This window comes from Glutamicibacter sp. TV12E, assembly GCF_052441935.1.
Lineage (GTDB): Bacteria > Actinomycetota > Actinomycetes > Actinomycetales > Micrococcaceae > Glutamicibacter.
In genome coordinates, this window is sequence record NZ_JBQVVF010000001.1 from 1,101,552 (window position 1) to 1,119,832 (window position 18,281).

14 protein-coding genes and 3 rRNA genes are annotated in these 18,281 nt (G+C 60.5%); 2 read left to right on the forward strand and 15 right to left on the reverse strand.

Translation table 11 applies throughout. The annotated features are described in order from the left end of the window. The first annotated feature begins 52 nt into the window (after positions 1-52). On the forward strand, positions 53-439 hold the full coding sequence (locus tag ACT7DV_RS05055) for a MepB family protein (protein ID WP_444661166.1): 387 nt from the start codon (positions 53-55) through the stop codon (positions 437-439). Between the two features lie 18 nt (positions 440-457). Here the strand turns inward: ACT7DV_RS05055 and ACT7DV_RS05060 are convergent, their stop codons facing one another. From ACT7DV_RS05060 to ACT7DV_RS05080, 5 genes are all read right to left on the reverse strand, one after another. Continuing rightward, on the reverse strand, positions 458-1,654 hold the full coding sequence (locus tag ACT7DV_RS05060) for a type II toxin-antitoxin system HipA family toxin (RefSeq protein WP_444661167.1): 1,197 nt from the start codon (positions 1,652-1,654) through the stop codon (positions 458-460). Further along, a complete protein-coding gene (locus tag ACT7DV_RS05065; RefSeq protein WP_444661168.1) occupies positions 1,651-1,851 on the reverse strand; it encodes a helix-turn-helix transcriptional regulator in 201 nt (66 codons plus the stop codon). Before ACT7DV_RS05065 ends, ACT7DV_RS05060 begins: the two co-directional genes overlap by 4 nt. Before the next feature lie 524 nt (positions 1,852-2,375). Further along, positions 2,376-2,492 (reverse strand): 5S ribosomal RNA (gene rrf / locus ACT7DV_RS05070). Between the two features lie 164 nt (positions 2,493-2,656). After that, positions 2,657-5,789: ribosomal RNA gene (locus tag ACT7DV_RS05075) — 23S ribosomal RNA — on the reverse strand. A 642-nt stretch (positions 5,790-6,431) separates the two neighbouring features. Further along, positions 6,432-7,957: ribosomal RNA gene (locus tag ACT7DV_RS05080) — 16S ribosomal RNA — on the reverse strand. The 16S, 23S and 5S rRNA genes sit together here, the layout of an rRNA operon. A gap of 446 nt (positions 7,958-8,403) precedes the next feature. Here ACT7DV_RS05080 and ACT7DV_RS05085 point away from each other — a divergent pair. Then, on the forward strand, positions 8,404-9,357 hold the full coding sequence (locus tag ACT7DV_RS05085; RefSeq protein ID WP_444661169.1) for an NAD(P)H-dependent flavin oxidoreductase: 954 nt from the start codon (positions 8,404-8,406) through the stop codon (positions 9,355-9,357). A gap of 9 nt (positions 9,358-9,366) precedes the next feature. On the opposite strand, the gene panC is transcribed toward ACT7DV_RS05085, so the two are convergent. The 10 genes from panC to hpt form a co-directional block, all read right to left on the reverse strand. Further along, a complete protein-coding gene (gene panC, locus ACT7DV_RS05090; RefSeq protein WP_444661170.1) occupies positions 9,367-10,233 on the reverse strand; it encodes a pantoate--beta-alanine ligase in 867 nt (288 codons plus the stop codon). 4 nt (positions 10,234-10,237) lie between these two features. Further along, positions 10,238-11,104, reverse strand: a complete 867-nt coding sequence (locus tag ACT7DV_RS05095; RefSeq protein WP_444661171.1) for a Rossmann-like and DUF2520 domain-containing protein — start codon at positions 11,102-11,104, stop codon at positions 10,238-10,240. Between the two features lie 2 nt (positions 11,105-11,106). Continuing rightward, positions 11,107-12,444 carry a PH domain-containing protein gene (locus tag ACT7DV_RS05100; RefSeq protein WP_444661172.1) on the reverse strand — a complete coding sequence of 446 codons (1,338 nt, stop codon included), beginning with the start codon at positions 12,442-12,444 and terminating at the stop codon, positions 11,107-11,109. After that, a complete protein-coding gene (locus tag ACT7DV_RS05105; protein ID WP_444661173.1) occupies positions 12,441-12,938 on the reverse strand; it encodes a PH domain-containing protein in 498 nt (165 codons plus the stop codon). The genes ACT7DV_RS05100 and ACT7DV_RS05105 overlap by 4 nt, the downstream gene beginning before the upstream one ends. Further along, a complete protein-coding gene (locus ACT7DV_RS05110) occupies positions 12,907-13,368 on the reverse strand; it encodes a DUF3180 domain-containing protein (protein WP_444661174.1) in 462 nt (153 codons plus the stop codon). Before ACT7DV_RS05110 ends, ACT7DV_RS05105 begins: the two co-directional genes overlap by 32 nt. After that, complete coding sequence (gene folK, locus ACT7DV_RS05115; RefSeq protein WP_444661175.1) at positions 13,365-14,198, reverse strand: 2-amino-4-hydroxy-6-hydroxymethyldihydropteridine diphosphokinase; 834 nt, start codon at positions 14,196-14,198, stop codon at positions 13,365-13,367. Before folK ends, ACT7DV_RS05110 begins: the two co-directional genes overlap by 4 nt. Further along, the gene (folP, locus tag ACT7DV_RS05120) at positions 14,185-15,087 is read right to left on the reverse strand and encodes a dihydropteroate synthase (RefSeq protein WP_444661176.1); all 903 of its coding nucleotides are present in this window, start codon (positions 15,085-15,087) and stop codon (positions 14,185-14,187) included. The genes folK and folP overlap by 14 nt, the downstream gene beginning before the upstream one ends. Before the next feature lie 7 nt (positions 15,088-15,094). Beyond that, a complete protein-coding gene (folE, locus tag ACT7DV_RS05125) occupies positions 15,095-15,673 on the reverse strand; it encodes a GTP cyclohydrolase I FolE (protein ID WP_060700210.1) in 579 nt (192 codons plus the stop codon). A gap of 9 nt (positions 15,674-15,682) precedes the next feature. Continuing rightward, on the reverse strand, positions 15,683-17,608 hold the full coding sequence (gene ftsH, locus ACT7DV_RS05130) for an ATP-dependent zinc metalloprotease FtsH (RefSeq protein ID WP_444661177.1): 1,926 nt from the start codon (positions 17,606-17,608) through the stop codon (positions 15,683-15,685). A gap of 107 nt (positions 17,609-17,715) precedes the next feature. After that, positions 17,716-18,267 carry a hypoxanthine phosphoribosyltransferase gene (gene hpt, locus ACT7DV_RS05135; protein ID WP_444661178.1) on the reverse strand — a complete coding sequence of 184 codons (552 nt, stop codon included), beginning with the start codon at positions 18,265-18,267 and terminating at the stop codon, positions 17,716-17,718. Between the last annotated feature and the right edge of the window lie 14 nt (positions 18,268-18,281).

Here is an 18,281-nt window from a genome sequence, read left to right on the forward strand (position 1 = left end):
GTACACCGCGTTAGAACGCTATTGCCTCGTTACTGGCCATACGCACAGTGAAGTGACTCCCGATAAGCAGCAGAGCGACTACCAAGCTGGGGTTGCCGAGATTGACGGTCAGCTGTGGCGCATCAGGACCGCACGGATCACCCCCACCAAGTCAGGTGGGTTCGTAGCCATATGGCAGCGTGACAATACTGGGACTACTGCGCCCTACGAATTCGACGAAGGGCTCCACGGGGTCCTGGTCTTCATCGAGGAAGGCAAAAACTTCGGAGTCTTTCGCTTCGCTCAACAGCATCTCGAGCGCCTGGGCGTCTTCGCCTCAGCGTCATCTCCGGGCAAGCGCGGTTTCCGCGTCTATCCTTCTTGGACCACTGGACTCAAGGGACAAGCAAAGAAAAGCCAAGAAAATCAGCTGCCTGCGTTCACGTTACTCGCCGGCTAACTCAGGGCGCTTGGATGTCTACTCCATCTCCATGCGCCGAAACCGCAGCTCCCTTTGTGCACCGCGCAGAGGCGACCCATCAAACGGAAGCTCACCAAGGTCTATGGCCGTCGCCGCTTTCAGGGCTAGTTGGTTGGCAGACTGCGCAGCACGGCCAGTTAGCCCAAGCCCTCCGGCAAGTTCGTCCCAGTGCTTCCTCTTCAGGTTCTTTGCTTTTCCTGCGACGGTCAGCGCCATGGTTTCATCACCGTAGATCAAGGTGCAGGGGATGTCATAGATGGGTGCAACGCTGAACCGTCCATGCTCGTCCGCCAGAATTGAAACGTTCTTTCCATGCAAATCGCCGTTGCCGGTTAGCCAGGCAAAAACGAACTGCATGTACAGGTTGCGTCTCGCGAGCACCGGAGCTTGGCACTGTAGCGCTAACGCCTCAATGACTTGCTCCGTTCCCACGGCATACTTGCTTGCCGGCGGAAGGTTCAGTACCTGCATGGCATCTTCCAATGCCAACCGGATCGTATGGTCTGCTTTCCCGGCGGCTTTGCGATCGAATCTCTCGACCAGGAGCCCCTGGCTCCCCCTCGAGTCCAGAACTAGCTGATTGCTAACCACCGGAAGCTTGAGCGCTTTTGCTGCCTTCAGGTGCTGGGCCTCGTTAACCACCAGATGCGGGTGATCACGAGGATCGAGCTTGAGCAGATATGCGCTGTTCTTGAATTCCACAGGCGTCGTCAGCATCGTTGCGCTGATCTTGTCTTGCACACCAGGTATCGAGTGGCGGTCCAGGGTCCGTGCGAGAACTGAGAAATCGAGGTCAGCTGCGCTGCTGAACTCGGCAACCACTGGAGCTTGTTCCAGTGCCGACCCCGCCGGGACAACGCGAACGTTGCCCGGGGTATCAGAGCCAACGGCCATCAACAGAGTCAGTTCGTCAGAGAGGCTAGTCTTAGCTGCGTCTTTGAGGACAGTGAGACGATGGCCTTCGGGCAATAGTCCCGAGAAAAACGACGGCAAGGCGCCCCCGGGACCAGCATATTGCTCCGGGGAAACAGGCAGAGATGCAGCAATGGCCGAGCCACCACCTGCAAGATAGCTCTCCTCATAGGTGAAGGCAACGCTTCCATCTGCTTGTCTGGTTAGATAGCCGGCCAGGCTTTCGTTGCAGTACACGTCAGCCTGAGTGACAAGCTTGAGCTCTTGAAGTTGTGGATTCATTGAGCCACAACAATTCGCATGCCGAGAACATTTGCTACAGAGAACACGGCATCAATGGATGGGTTCCCCGCTCCGCGCTCTATGGAGCGCAGTGTACGTTCGGAGATGCCGGCTAATTCAGCCAGCTGCTCCTGTGTCAGGCCATTCTGTTTTCTGGCGCGTTGCAATTCTGCTCCGAGCTCCGTCACTGAATTCATGAATGATCCTTTTCCGGCAGTATGTCGCCGATTGGCAACATTCTGTTCCCAATCATTCACTACAGCACAGAATTCGGCAAGAAGTTACCGGAATGCCGATTTGCGAAGATGATCGGGCCTCAGACGACCTGATAGGCAAAACTTTGCCGATCTATTGCCCTGGGGAAAGTAATCGCTGCAGAAGAGTGGTGCTCCACCATAGTGGCGCGGTGATCTGCCAGAAGCCGCCTGCCCAACTTAGTCGGCTCGAGAGTCTGGGATCCGAACGATGGTCCGCCTGAACTGAACTCACATTCCAGCGCCTGGCATGTCGCTCTCCGCTAAGGCGCTGCGGTCCCCGGTCAGCATCCAAAGCTCTTTAAACAGGAAAAAAGGGGGGGCCAGGCACCACCCCGAACCCCCACCAACCAACCAACCAACCAACACCAACCAGCCATCCCGCCAACCAACCTGCAATGCTGGTTAAACAAGTTTGGGCCCCGACACACGATCGTGTCAGGGCCCAAACCATATATTCAAGTTAAGTCCGGCGGTGACCTACTCTCCCACACCCTCACGAGTGCAGTACCATCGGCGCAATGGGCCTTAGCTTCCGGGTTCGGTATGGGACCGGGCGTTTCCCCCACGCTATGACCGCCGTAACAATCACGAAGCACACAAACCAATCCCTGGTCGTGTTTCCAGTGCCAGGGCCAAAGCCCTGCACCTGCAAAAAGTTTCATGGTTTCAGAGGTTGTTGTCTCGTAACCGCATAGTGAACGCGAGCAGCATTGAAAACTTCATTAGTTCAATATTGCATTATTGTGTGTTGAAAGTCATCGGCCTATTAGTACAGGTCAGCTACACAAGTCTTCAGTCCTTGCTTCCACATCCTGCCTATCAACCCAGTGGTCTAGCTGGGGGCCTCACACACTCAAGGTGCATGGAAATCTCATCTCGAAGCAGGCTTCCCGCTTAGATGCTTTCAGCGGTTATCCCTTCCCAACGTAGCTAATCAGCGATGCACTTGGCAGTACAACTGACACACCAGAGGTTAGTCCGTCCCGGTCCTCTCGTACTAAGGACAGCCCTTCTCAAATTTCCAACGCGCGCAGCGGATAGGGACCGAACTGTCTCACGACGTTCTAAACCCAGCTCGCGTACCGCTTTAATGGGCGAACAGCCCAACCCTTGGGACCTACTCCAGCCCCAGGATGCGACGAGCCGACATCGAGGTGCCAAACCATGCCGTCGATATGGACTCTTGGGCAAGATCAGCCTGTTATCCCCGAGGTACCTTTTATCCGTTGAGCGACGGCCCTTCCACGAGGTGCCGCCGGATCACTAGTCCCGACTTTCGTCCCTGCTCGAGCTGTCACTCTCACAGTCAAGCTCCCTTGTGCACTTACACTCGACACCTGATTGCCAACCAGGCTGAGGGAACCTTTGGGCGCCTCCGTTACATTTTAGGAGGCAACCGCCCCAGTTAAACTACCCATCAGGCACTGTCCCTGAACCAGATCATGGTCCGAAGTTAGGTGACCGATACAGCCAGAGTGGTATTTCAACGATGACTCCACCTGAACTAGCGTCCAAGCTTCACAGTCTCCCACCTATCCTACACAAGCTGCACCGAACACCAATACCAAACTATAGTAAAGGTCTCGGGGTCTTTCCGTCCTGCTGCGCGTAACGAGCATCTTTACTCGTACTGCAATTTCGCCGAGTTCATGGTTGAGACAGCGGGGAAGTCGTTACTCCATTCGTGCAGGTCGGAACTTACCCGACAAGGAATTTCGCTACCTTAGGATGGTTATAGTTACCACCGCCGTTTACTGGGGCTTAAATTCTCAGCTTCGCCTCACGGCTAACCAGTCCTCTTAACCTTCCAGCACCGGGCAGGAGTCAGTCCGTATACATCGTCTTGCGACTTCGCACGGACCTGTGTTTTTAGTAAACAGTCGCTTCCCCCTGGTCTCTGCGGCCCACACCCGCATCAGAGGAGCAAGTCCTCATCACGGGGCAGGCCCCCCTTCTTCCGAAGTTACGGGGGCATTTTGCCGAGTTCCTTAACCATGATTCTCTCGATCGCCTTAGTATTCTCTACCTGATCACCTGTGTCGGTTTGGGGTACGGGCGGACTGGGACCTCGCGCCGATGCTTTTCTAGGCAGCATAGGATCACCGAATCACCCGCCAAAGCGGGCGCCTATCAGGTCTCAGAATCAATGAGCGGCGGATTTGCCAACCACTCTTCCTACACCCTTGGACCAGGTCAATTCCATTGCCTGGCTCGGCTACCTTCCTGCGTCACACCTGTTAATACGCTGACCTCACTGCATCGGTTCCCACCACATCACACAACCAGCAACCCGAAGGCCGCAACAGCCATGATCCATCATGGTTAGCATCCACAGCTCAGTATGGGCGGTCCTTCGCCGGTACGGGAATATCAACCCGTTATCCATCGACTACGCCTGTCGGCCTCGCCTTAGGCCCCGACTAACCCAGGGCAGATTAGCTTAACCCTGGAACCCTTGATCATTCGGCGGACGGGTTTCTCACCCGTCATTCGCTACTCATGCCTGCATTCTCACTCGTATAGCGTCCACCGCTGGTTTCCACCGCGACTTCACCCGCTATACGACGCTCCCCTACCCATCCAAACACCCAATCGAAACCAGGTTAATATTTGAATGACGCAACTTCGGCGGTGTGCTTGAGCCCCGCTACATTATCGGCGCGGAATCACTTGACCAGTGAGCTATTACGCACTCTTTCAAGGGTGGCTGCTTCTAAGCCAACCTCCTGGTTGTCACAGCAACTCCACATCCTTTCCCACTTAGCACACGCTTAGGGGCCTTAGTTGGCGTTCTGGGCTGTTTCCCTCTCGACTATGAAGCTTATCCCCCACAGTCTCACTGCTGCGCTCTCACTTACCGGCATTCGGAGTTTGGCTAAGGTCAGTAACCTTGTAGGGCCCATCGCCTATCCAGTAGCTCTACCTCCAGCAAGAAACACGCAACGCTGCACCTAAATGCATTTCGGGGAGAACCAGCTATCACGAAGTTTGATTGGCCTTTCACCCCTACCCACAGCTCATCCCCTCCATTTTCAACTGAAGTGGGTTCGGTCCTCCACACGCTCTTACACGCGCTTCAACCTGGCCATGGGTAGATCACTTCGCTTCGGGTCTAGACCGTGCCACTCAAACGCCCTATTCAGACTCGCTTTCGCTACGGCTACCCCACACGGGTTAACCTCGCGACACAGCACTAACTCGCAGGCTCATTCTTCAAAAGGCACGCCATCACCCAGGAACAAGTCCCAGGCTCTAACGGATTGTAAGCGCACGGTTTCAGGTACTATTTCACTCCCCTCCCGGGGTACTTTTCACCATTCCCTCACGGTACTGATTCACTATCGGTCATCAAGTAGTATTCAGGCTTACCAGGTGGTCCTGGCAGATTCACACAAGGTTTCACGGGCCCCGTGCTACTCGGGTATCAACACTAGAACGGCAGACACGCATTACACCTACGGGACTATCACCCTCTATGGTCCGGCATTCCAACCGATTCACCTATACGCCTGCACCTCATCCCACCAGCAAGATAGCACTGGTACATGTTGACCCCACAACCCCGACGATGCAACGCCTATCCGCTATCACACACCAACCGGTTTAGCCCCATCCGCGTTCGCTCGCCACTACTAACGGAATCACTATTGTTTTCTCTTCCTGCGGGTACTGAGATGTTTCACTTCCCCGCGTTCCCTCCACACAGCCTATACATTCAGCTGCAGGTCACACCACATAACATGGTGCGGGGTTCCCCCATTCGGAAATCCTGGTATCAACGTCCGGTTATCGACTCCACCAGGCTTATCGCAGATTCCCACGTCCTTCATCGGCTCTTGATGCCAAGGCATCCACCGTGCGCCCTTAAAAACTTCAACACAAAACAAAGTTCTCAGAATTGAGCAATAAAACAATCTAACAAAATCACGCAGACAAGACTCAAACACCCAAGAATCCAAGGAAAAGGACCCCAGAGCTCATCTCATCTGCAAGATGCTCGCGTTCACTATACAGTTCCCAAACAACAACCCCGCACCCCCGCAAACACACCCGCAGCAACAACCCGCAACCCCCACCCCAAAGGATGAAAACCACAAACCATCACCGCCCAGGCACGCCCACGGCAAACACAGGACAAACACCGAAACACCAAGAACCCCTCAAAACCCCAGCCAACAACCACCACCAACCCCCAACACGCACCAAAGCGCATCAAAAGCCAGCAGCCAATCATCAACCAGGCAAGGAGGCTTGTTGCCTCAAAACCCAACAGCATGCCAAACCATACAAGCCGCACAACACCACCACCATCTTTCCAGCACCCCAAAGGATGCGTACTCGACAACGGCAACGCCGCACAGCCACAGCCAGTACCCCGCCCGCACCACACAACCCCACAAAGGGCCGATCAGGCACACGCGCTTTCCAGTACTGAGTTCATTGATATTCCACCCATGAGCAACCCACCCGGACAACACTCGTGTCCAGCATGGGCAACCAAAAAATGGTTAGCTCCTTAGAAAGGAGGTGATCCAGCCGCACCTTCCGGTACGGCTACCTTGTTACGACTTAGTCCCAATCGCCAGTCCCACCTTCGACGACTCCCCCCACACAAGGTGGTTAGGCCATCGGCTTCGGGTGTTACCAACTTTCGTGACTTGACGGGCGGTGTGTACAAGGCCCGGGAACGTATTCACCGCAGCGTTGCTGATCTGCGATTACTAGCGACTCCGACTTCATGGGGTCGAGTTGCAGACCCCAATCCGAACTGAGACCGGCTTTTAGGGATTAGCTCCACCTCACAGTATCGCAACCCATTGTACCGGCCATTGTAGCATGCGTGAAGCCCAAGACATAAGGGGCATGATGATTTGACGTCATCCCCACCTTCCTCCGAGTTGACCCCGGCAGTCTCCCATGAGTCCCCACCACTACGTGCTGGCAACATGGAACGAGGGTTGCGCTCGTTGCGGGACTTAACCCAACATCTCACGACACGAGCTGACGACAACCATGCACCACCTGTGAACCAGCCCCGAAGGGAAACCCCATCTCTGGAGCGGTCTGGCACATGTCAAGCCTTGGTAAGGTTCTTCGCGTTGCATCGAATTAATCCGCATGCTCCGCCGCTTGTGCGGGCCCCCGTCAATTCCTTTGAGTTTTAGCCTTGCGGCCGTACTCCCCAGGCGGGGCACTTAATGCGTTAGCTACGGCGCGGAAAACGTGGAATGTCCCCCACACCTAGTGCCCAACGTTTACGGCATGGACTACCAGGGTATCTAATCCTGTTCGCTCCCCATGCTTTCGCTCCTCAGCGTCAGTAAATGCCCAGAGACCTGCCTTCGCCATCGGTGTTCCTCCTGATATCTGCGCATTTCACCGCTACACCAGGAATTCCAGTCTCCCCTACATCACTCTAGTCTGCCCGTACCCACCGCAGATCCGAGGTTGAGCCTCGGACTTTCACGGCAGACGCGACAAACCGCCTACGAGCTCTTTACGCCCAATAAATCCGGATAACGCTTGCGCCCTACGTATTACCGCGGCTGCTGGCACGTAGTTAGCCGGCGCTTCTTCTGCAGGTACCGTCACTTTCGCTTCTTCCCTACTGAAAGAGGTTTACAACCCGAAGGCCGTCATCCCTCACGCGGCGTCGCTGCATCAGGCTTCCGCCCATTGTGCAATATTCCCCACTGCTGCCTCCCGTAGGAGTCTGGGCCGTGTCTCAGTCCCAGTGTGGCCGGTCACCCTCTCAGGCCGGCTACCCGTCGTCGCCTTGGTGAGCCATTACCTCACCAACAAGCTGATAGGCCGCGAGTCCATCCCCCACCGATAAATCTTTCAACAAACCACCATGCGGTGAAAAGTCATATCCGGTATTAGACCCAGTTTCCCGGGCTTATCCCAAAGTCGGGGGCAGGTTACTCACGTGTTACTCACCCGTTCGCCACTAATCCACCCAGCAAGCTGGGCTTCATCGTTCGACTTGCATGTGTTAAGCACGCCGCCAGCGTTCATCCTGAGCCAGGATCAAACTCTCCATAAAAAACAAAAAGCCACCGAAACCCCTCGGAAAATAAGGGAGAATCAATGAAAAAATCCTGGCGAATAAAAAACACTCAAGAACACTGCACGGGGGTGCAATGCCTCAAGCAAATGTTATGTATTCACCAAATAAAAATATTCGGTATCAACAAACTTGGCACACTATTGAGTTCTCAAACAACAAACACTCTCGACACCACAACCACCACAAACTCGGCGGCTGCTTCGCTCCGGAGCAACTTTTCTAGCCTACCATGTTTCGTGATCCGGTCAAAACCGGTCGAAACTCTTCGGTGAAAAGTGATTGGCTACCGGGTAAACAACTCGTAGATTCCGTGTTGTTTCCGTTCCGGCAACAGATAAAAACTATACAGAGGTTCCCGCGATGTTACAAATCGAGGGGCCGCGTTCTAGGTCACATCAAGTTTGCTGTTCTAGTCTGGGCACATGAGCGACCTACAACGCCTGCTTGGCTACCGCGAACCAATCTTCAACGCGCCGATGGCAGGAGCAGCAGGGGGCGCCTTGGCCGCTGCCGTTTCGCAGACCGGCGGCGTGGGGATGATCGGGGTATCCGGATCGCCCAAGAAGGAGTGGATCGAGGAACAAGCAGGATACGTTGCCGCTCTGGATTCGCCCTGGGGCGTCGGCTTCATGGCCTGGTCCCTGGAAACCGACCTATCCCCGCTGGAGAGCTTCCTCGAATTCTCCCCATCGCTGGTCTCGCTGAGCTTCGGTGATGTCTCCCGAGGTGCAGCGTTGGCTCACGAGGCGGGGGTGCTCACCGCTATGCAGGTAGGCAACGCAGCAGAGCTGGATCGGGCCATGGAAGATGACATCGACATCATCATTGCTCGCGGCGGCGAAGGCGGCGGGCATGGGCGCAATGAATCCGGCACGCTGCCTCTCCTGCAGCTAGCCACCGCGCAACAGCTGAAGCCGGTAGTGGCCGCGGGCGGCGTTGGCACCGCCCACGGGGTCGCTGCGGTGCTCGCCGCCGGGGCCCAGGCTGCCTGGGTCGGCACCCGCTTCCTCTCCGCAGCAGAGTCGCTGGGACATGAGAATTTCAAAGCTGCCGTACGCCAGGCCGGCATGGACGGCACCACGTATACCCGTGCCTTTGATATCGCCCAGCAACTTCCATGGCCCGCCGAGTTCGGCGGCCGCGCCCTGCGCAACCAGTTCAGCGACAGCCATGAGGACCTGTCCTCATGGGAAGCGAGCGGCGCACTGCGTGATCAGATGGTGCAGGCCCGCGCGGATGCGCAGCCAGATATGGCCCCGGTTTATGCCGGCCAGGCGGTGCAGTTTGTGCAGACGGCGCAAACCGCAGGCGAAGTCATGGCCGAGCTGGCTGGCTTCCGGCAGATCTTGAACGACACGGCCCGCCGTTTCGCCTAGGGCCTGGGACTAGATCGGCTGGTTGTCGATCAGCCGCACCTTGCCGACGGTGGCCGCTACCAGGATGAGGCCCTCGCCGGTGAAAGGGGTGTCCTGGCAGTTGAAGGCCAGCTCCTGGAGGGTGTTCGGGTCAACCACCACGAAGTAGTCCAGTTCAACCAGCGGTTCCATCTGGAACATGCCGATGGCGTCTTCGACATCCAATGGCTCATGGCGGGCGGCCCGATCGGCGATGAGCTTGATCGCCCGGTGCAATACCAGGGCCGCTTCCTTCTCTTCTTCGCTGAGCAGCGCATTGCGGCTGGAGAGGGCCAGGCCCTTTTCGCTGCGCACGATCGGCACCAGGCGAAGCTGCACCGGGTAGTCCAGGTCCGCCACCATCCGGCGGATCAGCACTACCTGCTGGGCATCCTTTTGCCCGAAGTACGCGCGGTACTCGCCTTGGCGCGGGTCGGCCAGGTGCAGGAGCTTGGAGACAACGGCCAGCATGCCATCAAAATGGCCGGGCCGGGAAGCGCCTTCATACAGCTCGCCCATGGTTCCGGAGTTCAGCTGGATCAGCGGCAGGCCGGCGTGGTAGACCTCGCTGGCCTCGGGAGCAAAAATAATGTCGACCCCCGCTGCGCCGGCCAGCTGCGCATCCGCTTCAAGCTGGCGCGGGTAGCGGGCGTAGTCGGTGGCATCGTTGAACTGCAGCTCGTTGACAAAGATCGAGATGACAACCAGTTCGTTCTCTTCACGGGCGGCGCTGAAGAGGGATGCGTGGCCGGCGTGCAGGGCTCCCATGGTGGGCACAAAGCCCAATGATCCCGGGTTGGCTTGGGCAATGGCAGCCTTCAGCTCGGCACGGGTTTTACAGATCTTGGGGGTTTTCACCCTTCTATTCTAGAACTCGCAGCAGTTCTTCGAGCGTGCCCTGCGAGATCAGCCCGCGTGATCCCGCGCGCAGGGCGGTGGCACGCGAGAGGCTGCGGTAGGAATTATTGGTCTCGGCCGGATCGCTGGCCAGGGCCTGGAGGTGTGCGGCCACGGTGCCGATATCTCCCCGGGCCACCGGGCCGGTCAGCGCCCCGGCCCCGGAACGCAGGGCGTTATCCAGGCTGGCACCCATCAGCGCGCGCAAGGTATTGGCCGGATCCTCAACGCCGATGCGGCGCAGGATGTCCGCGGACTGCGCGGTGATGGTGTTCAGGTGGTTGGCCGCATGGGCCAGGGCCGCGTGATAGCTGGCCCGGTCGGCCTCGGCGATCACCACCGGTTCGGCGCGCATTTCCACCACCAGCGCCTGGGCCACCGGCAGCATGACTTCATCGGCGGTGACCGCGAAAACGCAGTCGGTGAGCCGCGCCAAGTCCATGCTCATGCCGGTGAAGGTCATCGCCGGGTGGATCGCCAGGCCAAAAGCCCCGGCGTCCAGGGCCGGCTGCAATATGGAGGTGCCGTAGCGCCCGGCGGTATGGGCGATCAGCTGCCCGGACTGGATGTGGCCGGCCGCGACCAAGCCAGCGACCAGATCGCCGAGCACATCATCTGGCACCGCAAAAAGCACCAGTTCGCTGCGGCGCAGGATTTCTGCCGGATCCAGCAGCTCAACGCCGGGCAGCAGCGCGTCGGCGCGAACCCGGGAGGCTTCGGAGACCGCGTGGATGCCGGTGATCCGGTGCCCGCTGGCTGCCAGCGCGGCGCCAAGCACGGTGCCGACCTTGCCGGCGGAGATGATGCCGATTCCCAATCGTGGTGCGTCCACTTCTACCTCTCAACCTGGCGTGCTGCTTGGGCCAGGGTAAATTCCGCTGCAACCTGCACATCAACCTGATGCAGGTAGCCGATGATATTTCCGCCAGCGCAATACAGCCGGACCCCGGCCAGCTTGCGCTTCTGTTCCCATGGCCCCTGGCGGAACTCCGTTCCCTGGACCCGGGCATGCAGGACAAAGCTGGCGGTGCGGGCCAGCCACCCGTAGCGGGAAATCACGGTGGTGCCGGTGGCCAAAAAACCCTGGTGCTTCCACGCTCCCGGGGAGAGCGCCCTGGCCCGGGGCGGGGACCCGATGAATCCATGCTCGTACCCGGTGCTCACCGCGGTGGACAGGACCTCGCGCTGGTTGCTGATGCCCAGATCGGGCAGCAGGATGCCCATGATGCGGGCCACCGATTCAAAATCCCCGACCGGCAGCACCTGCAGGTTATCCAGGTCATCGCTTTTGGTGCCCAGCACGTTCACTTCCACCTTGTACCAGCCCAGTAGCCGCCATAACAGCGGTGCGGTGACCGAGATGGCCTGCACCCGTCCGGTGGGGATGGAGTGCTGGCGGGTGTCGGCCAGGCCGTAGCTGATGCGCATGCCGGTGTCAGAGGCGCTGGCGGTGTAGTTCCAGCCCTGGTTCAGCTGCTTGTAGAACCAGCCGCCGAAGCTCAGGAGGATCGGCAGGACGGCGGCGATGATGCCCTGGACGCCGCTGAGCCACAGGATCACGATGGCCACGCAGGCCAGGGTGCCGATCACGACCGGCAGCTGGAGGAACAGCGAGGCCAGCAGCCGGGTGGCTGGAACCTTCGCCATCAGCGGCGCTGCCTCGCCGGCGGCTTCGCCCGCGGTGGCGGGCGGTTCACTGGCGGCCTGGCCGGCGGCGCGCTGCAAGATCAGCTGGCGCAGGGCATGGGCGTCGGCCTTGGACAAGAAGGCCAGGCGCAGCACCGATTCGGAGGAGTCGGCCACGTCGAAGCGCAGCTCGGCCAGGCCCAGGAGCCGGGCGAGCAGCGGCTGGGCGATGTCGATGCCCTGCACCTTGTCGATGCGCGCCTGCTTCTGGCTGCGGAAGATCGTCCCCGAGTTCACGTAGACATGCGAAGAGGTGAGCTTGAAGCGGGTGAAGTACCAAGACAGGAAGTAGAACACGAGCACCACCAGCAGCGCCAAGCCAGCCAGGGCGACCGTCCAGATCAGCCGGTCCCCGGCAAAGCGCTCGGCCAGGGAGAGCTCATCGGTGTTCTGCCAGTAGATGTAGAGCAGGCCCACAATGGCCAGCCAGCCGCGCACGAAGGGGCTGGCCGGATGCACCCGCTGCCAGTGTTCGTCCTGGCTCACAGCATTTTCTCTTCGCCGGCGGCCACAAGACGCTCGCGCAGCGCTTGGCCCTGGGCCTCGGGCAATCCGTAGACGTGCGCGGTGGCCCCGGCTCCTGCGGTATTCAGCGTCAATTGGCACAATCCATAGCGGCGTTCCACCGGGCCGCTGTTGACCTCGACATATTGCATGCGCCCGTAGGGGATGACCAGCTGCTTGCGCCACATCACCCCGGAGCGGACCACGAAGTCCTCCTCGCGTTCCAGGTAGCCCAGCGCCTGGACCTGGCGGCGCAGGATGCGCAGGACCAGCAGCGCAATCACCAGCACCAGGGCCACTGGCATGATGGCCAGCCACAGGGCCACCTTCACGCCGGTGGCCAGAAGCACGCCCGGGATGAGGCAGGCCAGCAGGATCAGCCCCCAGGCCACCGCCCAGGTGGTGAACTTGACCTTGAAGTAGGCGGGGTCGGCGGGGGTGAAGCTATTCGGTGACCACGGAATCGTTGGTGCCATCGGTATCCTCCGGAGGTAGCTTGCACAGATGCTGGACAATATAGCCGACGATCACCATCAGCACCCCGGCACCGGCCAGCACCAGTGCGCGGGTCAGCGTGGGGCTCTGGCCGTTGGCCAGCCACAGGGTGATGATGGCCGGCACGTGCCAGCCGGTGATAACCGCGCCGGCGTAGGCCGAGGCCTGGGCCAGCACCAGGGTGCGGGCCGCGGCGATCGGCTCGAAGTGGGATTTGCCCATCGAGGAGCGCTTGACGCGGATCCCCAGGAACAGGATCACCGCGCAGACCGCGCCCAGCGAATACAGGGCCGAATAGTCCAGCACCGGGGCGTAGCGGCCGGCGGCGGTGAGCACGCGCAGCACGATCCAGCCGGCGAGGGCCCCGATCACCGCGCACCACAGCACCCAGCGCAGCTTCAGCTTGCTCATAGCCGGATGATGTCCTTGGTATCGGCGGCGCTGGCGGCCAGGCGGGAGACCAGCTGGCCGTCAAGTACCGCATCGGGGTCCATCCAGCTCCACGGGGCCAGCACGAATCCGCGGATTGCTGCCCGCGGGTGCGGCAGGGTCAAGCGTTCATCGTCCAGGCGCAGCTGGTCGTAGGCGATCAGATCCAGGTCCAGGGTGCGGGCTTCCCAGCGCACCTCGCGGGTCCGGTGGTGCTTGGCTTCGATGCGCTGGCACAAGTCCAGCAGCTCATGGGCCGAGCGCCGGGTGCGCACTTCGATGACCTGGTTGGTGTAGTCCGGCTGATCCGGCGGGCCGCCCACCGGCTTGGTGATTGCCAGCGGCGACACGTTGAGGATTTCCAGCTCTTCGCCCAGATCCTTGACGGCCTGCTCCAACGTGGCCTGCGGGTCGCCGAGATTGGCGCCCAGGGCAATGATAGCGGTGTGCTGCTTCTGGCGGCGGGTCAGCGAGATGGTGACATCGCTGAAGGGCACCGGGATCGGGGCCTGCGGCTTGTGCACCACCACATCTATTTCCAGCACGCCGGGGTAGGCCGCGAGGATCGCCTCGGCGATTTCGCTGCCCAGTTTCTCGATCAGATCCCAGGGCCCGGCCTGGATCTGCTCGACCACCAGCTCGCTGACTTCGCCGTAGTGCACGGTGTCCGCCACGTTGTCGCTGGCTGCGGCGCGGGTGATGTCCACGTGCAGCACCACGTCAATGATGAACTTCTGGCCATCGCGCTTTTCATGGTCGAAGACCCCATGGTAGCCGGTGGCAGAAATCCCGTAGATGCTAATACGATCCATAGGCCTTCACGACTTCAATAGCGTCGCGGCTGCCCAGCACGTCATGCACTCGCACGGCCCACGCCTGGTCCCTGGCGGCCAGCGCGGTGGTGGCAGCGGTGGCGGCATCGCGCTGCAGCGGATCACGGCTGGTGCCGGACTCGGCCAGCAGCTCGCCGAGGAAGCGCTTGCGGCTGGTGCCGACCAGCACCCGGTGGCCCAGCTCTTCGAGGGCATCCAGGCTGCCCAGCAGCGCCCAGTTGTGCTCGGCGTCCTTGGCAAAGCCCAGTCCCGGATCGATGATGATCTGTTCCGGGGCCACGCCCTTGGCCACGAACTCGTCGCGCAGGGTGCGCAGTTCGCCGATCACTTCGGCGACCACATCTTCGTAGTTCGCTTCGGCCACCATGGACTGTGCGGTGCCGCGGCGGTGCATCAGCACGTAGGGCACGCCGGTCTCGGCGATCAGCTCGGGCATGCCGGCTTCGTAGGTCAGCCCGGAGACATCGTTGATGATGTGCGCGCCGGCGTTGATGGCTGCGCGGGCAGTAGATACGTGCATGGTGTCCACCGAGACGATCGCCCCGGCCTTCACCAGGGTTTCGATGACCGGGATGATGCGCGACTGCTCCAGGGCAGGATCAATCTCCTTGGCGCCCGGGCGGGTGGATTCGCCGCCCACATCGATGATGTCGGCGCCGGAGTACAGCAGCTTGAGCCCGCGGTCGATCGCCGCATCGGCGGACAGGTACTGTCCGCCATCGGAGAAGGAGTCCTCGGTGACGTTCAGGATGCCCATGACCAGGGTGCGGCCGGTGGGCAGGTCCGCCAGGGTCTTGACCTTGGACTTGCGGATCACAGGCAGGGGGCTGGTATTCGGGCCGGTGCCCGGAATGGCGCCTAGCGACATGGGGTTCCTACTTTCCGAGGATCAGGCTCATGGCTTCGGCACGGGTGGCGGTTTCCCGCAGCTGGCCGCGCACCGCACTGGTCACGGTCTTCGCTCCGGGCTTCTGCACCCCGCGCATGGACATGCACATGTGCTCGCATTCGACGACAACGATCGCGCCGGCCGGGTTCAGGTGCTCCACCAGCGAATCGACTATCTGCGTGGTCAGGCGCTCCTGGACCTGCGGGCGGCGGGCGTAGACCTCGACCAGCCGGGCCAGCTTGGACAGCCCGGTGACCTTGCCGCCCTTGCCCGGAATGTAGCCGATATGCGCCGATCCGTAGAAGGGCACCAGGTGGTGCTCGCAGGTCGAGTAGAACGGGATGTCCTTGACCAGGACCATCTCGTCATGCTCGATGTCGAAAGTGGTCGACAGGTGCTCTGCCGCGTTCTGGTGCAAGCCGGCGAAGAATTCCGCGTAGGCCTTGGCCACCCGCTTGGGGGTCTCTGCCAGGCCGTCGCGATCGGGATCTTCGCCAATGGCTTCCAGGATCTCGCGGACGGCTGCCGCGATCCGCGGCTGATCGATCTGTTCTAGTTCACTCACGCTTCGATCCTAGTCGGTCGAGGAAGCTGCGCGCTCCTTGGGGCTTAATACCGGGCCTTCTGAGTGGACCGGACGCCCCTCGTTGCTCAACCACACATCGCGGACCTCGCGCTTTTGCAGGTCGGAGAAGATCTCGGCGATTTCCTTCTGGTTCAGCGTCTCGCGCTCCAGCAAGGCCAGCGCCAGGCGGTCCAGCACATGGCGGTTGGCGGTGAGCGCCTGGTAGGCGTCGTTATGCGCCTGCTCGATCAGCTCGCGCACTTCCTGGTCCACCAGGTGCGCCATCTCCTCGGAGAATTCGCGCTGGGATCCGCCCATCTGCTGGTCCGCGGCCGAGCCGGCCAGGCGCACCGCGCCGACCTTTTCGCTCATGCCGTACTCGGTGACCATCTTGCGGGCCGTGGAGGTGGCCTTCTCGATGTCGTTGGAAGCGCCGGTGGATGGATCGTGGAAGACGATCTCCTCGGCGACGCGCCCGCCCATGGCGTAGGCCATCTGGTCCAGCAGCTCGTTGCGGGTCACCGAGTACTTGTCCGACTCGGGCACCACCATGGTGTAGCCCAGGGCGCGGCCGCGGGGCAGGATGGTGATCTTGGTGACCGGTGCAGTCTGGTTCATGGCCGCGGCCACCAGGGCGTGGCCGCCCTCGTGGTAGGCGGTGACCTTGCGCTCGTGCTCGTCCATCAGCCGGGTGCGCTTCTGCGGGCCGGCCATCACGCGGTCGATGGCCTCGTCCAGCGCGCGGTCGTCGATCAGGTTCGCGTTGGAGCGGGCGGTGAGCAGCGCGGCTTCGTTGAGCACGTTGGCCAAATCGGCGCCGGTGTAGCCCGGGGTCTTCTTGGCCACGGCGTTCAGATCCACGGTGGCATCCATCGGCTTGCCCTTGACGTGGACCTGCAGGATCTGCTCGCGGCCCTTCAGATCCGGTGCCTCCACCGGGATCTGGCGGTCGAAGCGGCCCGGGCGCAGCAGCGCCGGGTCCAGCACGTCCGGGCGGTTGGTGGCGGCGATCAGGATGACGTTGGTGGTGGCGTCGAAGCCGTCCATTTCCACCAGCAGCTGGTTCAAGGTCTGCTCGCGCTCGTCGTTGCCGCCGCCGATGCCGGCGCCGCGATGGCGTCCGACGGCGTCGATCTCGTCAACGAAGATGATCGCCGGGGAGTTGTTCTTGGCCTGTTCGAACAGGTCGCGGACGCGGCTGGCGCCCACGCCGACAAACATTTCGACGAAGTCAGAGCCGGAAATCGAGTAGAACGGCACCTGGGCCTCGCCGGCGACGGCCTTGGCCAGCAGGGTCTTGCCGGTGCCTGGAGGGCCGTAGAGCAGCACGCCCTTGGGGATCTTCGCGCCCACGGCCTGGAACTTCGCAGGTTCCTGCAGGAACTCCTTGATTTCGTGGAGCTCCTCCACGGCCTCGTCGGCGCCGGCGACGTCCTTGAAGGTCACCTGCGGCATGTCCTTGGTGATCAGCTTCGCCTTGGACTTGCCGAACTGCATGACCTTGGAGCCGCCGCCCTGGGAGCGGGCGAGGATGAACCAGAAGATTCCGGCGATCAGCAGGAACGGGATGATCACGCCCAGCATCGAGAGCAGCCAGTTGCTCTGGACCGGCTGATCGGTGAACTTGCCCGGTTCGGCCTTGTTGATCGCGTTGACCACCTGTTCGGCGCGCGCGGTGGAGTAGTAGAAGCTCACCGTGTTGCCCTTGTCCACGCCGTCGACCTTCAGCGCATCGCGCAGCTTCAAATCGACCCGCTGGTCCCCGTCGAACATCTTGGCTTCGGTGACATTGCCACCGGCCAGCTGCTGCAGGCCCACCGAGGTGTCCACCTTCGCAGAGCTATTGCCGAAAACCATCGGCAAGAACAGCACTACGGCGATAACGCCAACCAGGACCCAAATGATCCAGCTATTAAAAAGCTTCTTTGTTTTCATTGATCCGCAAGGCCCCGCGCCTCACGCATCCCCCTCACGCACTGCTCTGGCGTCCGGGTCACGCCGCCTTCGATACTTCTCAACGCCCTATTGGCGAAAAAAGTTCCCTACTGGTAGATGTGCGGAGCCAAAGTGCCCACGCAATCCAGGTTGCGGTACTTTTCCGCATAGTCCAGGCCGTAGCCCACGACAAATTCGTTCGGGATGTCCATGCCGACATACTTGACGTCGATCTCGACCTTGGCGGCCTCCGGCTTGCGCAGCAGGGTGCAGATTTCCACCGAGGCCGGGCCGCGGGATTCCAGATTGGACTTCAGCCAGGACAGGGTCAAGCCGGAGTCGATGATGTCCTCGACGATCAGCACGTGCTTGCCCATCAGATCCGAGTCCAGGTCCTTGAGGATGCGCACCACGCCGGAGGACTGGGTACCCGAGCCGTAGGAGGAGACTGCCATCCAGTCCATGGTCAGGTGCGAATTCAGTGCGCGGACCAGATCGGCCATGATCATCACGGCACCCTTGAGCACACCCACAACGAGAATGTCGCGGCCCTCGTAGTCCTTGTCGATCTGCGCGGCGAGTTCCGCCACGCGAGCCTGGATTTCTTCCTTGGTGTACAGAACATGCGCCAGATCGGCTTTGACTGCAGTGGAATCCACGAGGGTTCTCCTGA

Coding starts and splice junctions, on each gene's coding strand:
- ACT7DV_RS05060 (WP_444661167.1), bottom strand. CDS start 1,654: ATGAATCCACAACTTCAAGAGCTCAAGCTTGTCACTCAGGCTGACGTG.
- ACT7DV_RS05065 (WP_444661168.1), bottom strand. CDS start 1,851: ATGAATTCAGTGACGGAGCTCGGAGCAGAATTGCAACGCGCCAGAAAA.
- ACT7DV_RS05085 (WP_444661169.1), top strand. CDS start 8,404: ATGAGCGACCTACAACGCCTGCTTGGCTACCGCGAACCAATCTTCAAC.
- ACT7DV_RS05105 (WP_444661173.1), bottom strand. CDS start 12,938: ATGGCACCAACGATTCCGTGGTCACCGAATAGCTTCACCCCCGCCGAC.
- ACT7DV_RS05110 (WP_444661174.1), bottom strand. CDS start 13,368: ATGAGCAAGCTGAAGCTGCGCTGGGTGCTGTGGTGCGCGGTGATCGGG.
- folK (WP_444661175.1), bottom strand. CDS start 14,198: ATGGATCGTATTAGCATCTACGGGATTTCTGCCACCGGCTACCATGGG.
- folP (WP_444661176.1), bottom strand. CDS start 15,087: ATGTCGCTAGGCGCCATTCCGGGCACCGGCCCGAATACCAGCCCCCTG.
- ftsH (WP_444661177.1), bottom strand. CDS start 17,608: ATGAAAACAAAGAAGCTTTTTAATAGCTGGATCATTTGGGTCCTGGTT.